This is a genomic window from Bacillus sp. 7705b, assembly GCF_002289525.1.
Taxonomy (GTDB): domain Bacteria; phylum Bacillota; class Bacilli; order Bacillales; family Bacillaceae; genus Bacillus; species Bacillus halotolerans.
The window spans coordinates 1-1,323 of sequence record NZ_NSDH01000046.1 but is presented as its reverse complement, the minus strand read 5'-3'; the positions used below and the strand labels follow the sequence as shown (position 1 = coordinate 1,323).

The 1,323-nt window shown below is 35.3% G+C and carries 2 protein-coding genes; one reads left to right on the top strand and one right to left on the bottom strand.

The window, feature by feature from the left end; translation table 11 throughout:
• On the top strand, positions 1 to 662 hold a 662-nt coding region (locus tag CJU60_RS21625), incomplete at its 5' end, for an endopeptidase (protein ID WP_176471090.1).
• A 104-nt stretch (positions 663 to 766) separates the two neighbouring features.
• On the opposite strand, the gene CJU60_RS17960 is transcribed toward CJU60_RS21625, so the two are convergent.
• Positions 767 to 1,323: hypothetical protein (locus tag CJU60_RS17960; RefSeq protein ID WP_141243800.1), on the bottom strand; the 557-nt coding region annotated here is incomplete at its 5' end.

Here is a 1,323-nt window from a genome sequence, read left to right as displayed (position 1 = left end):
TTCAATCATTGAATAACATTAGCAATCCAGATAAAATTCAAGTCGGTCAAATATTGAAAGTTTATGATAATGGTAGAAACGATGATTCTAAAGATAATGATTCGACTCCAGATACAGGAGATGGTGGTGCACCTGTAACTTATGTAACCGAAAGCCAGCTGAATCAAATCGGATGGTCTAGCTCTTATATTTCAAAAGCTATGTTGGAAGATTTGAATAGTTGCTTAGAAAGATATCACATTACAACTAGATCTAGACTTTGTCATTTTATTAGCCAATGTAGTCATGAATCCGGAGCTGGTCGGTGGAGAAAAGAATTAGCATCTGGCACGGCATACGAGGGGCGCAAAGATTTAGGTAATACTCAACCAGGTGATGGTCCAAAGTTCAAAGGAGCAGGTTATATTCAATTAACAGGGCGTTACAACTACTCACGATTTTCTAATGCAATTGGTGATCCCAAAGTTATAAGTCTAGGTGTTGATTATGTTGCTACTCATTATCCATGGACTAGTGCTGGATTTTGGTGGCATTCAAATAATATGAATGCATTATGTGATACTAATCCATCAGTTGAAACAGTAACACGAAGGGTTAATGGTGGTTACAATGGATTAGAAGATCGTAGAATGTATTACAACAGATGTATTAGAGTATTCTAATTAATTGCATAAAATAGTACTAACAGTAGAGGCGGTTCAATTTGAACCGCCTCTTTTTTTGGGGGAAGTTTGATATTTTTCATAAAAAATAAAGCGATTTCTGGTTAATGAATATTCATTATATCAATGAGCTTAATAATTTTTTCATCATTGCCGGGGTCAACGTGAACTAGCTTTTTATTTTCAATAATATTTTTTGTGTATTTTTGCATAAAGTTTTTATTTACATCAGTAGAACTATCCCAGCGTAAAGGAACATTGTATACATTAATCGTGCCATCGCCATTACCGCTATAAGTTACAGATCCATCTACTAATCGAGAACCTGATAACTGGATAACATCTTCCGGATAGCTAGCACTGGTGTCATCATTAGGATTGATTGGTTCGCCAGCCGAAATATGTCGAACATTCAATTCATCTATCTCTTGATTTGGGCCAAGTTGCAACCAAACTCGAGCATATTCAATTTTCTCAGAAGAATATTTTGCCAATGCATTGTCTTCTTGGCCTTTCTCCTTGTTCTTTCCTTCTTCTGAAGAGTTTTCATTTGATTCATCCGTTGAGGATTCTTTTGAAGAGTTTTCACTTGAATCCTTTGTTACAGATTCTTTTGAAGAGTTTTCATTTGAATCCTTTGTTACAGATTCTTTTGAAGAAT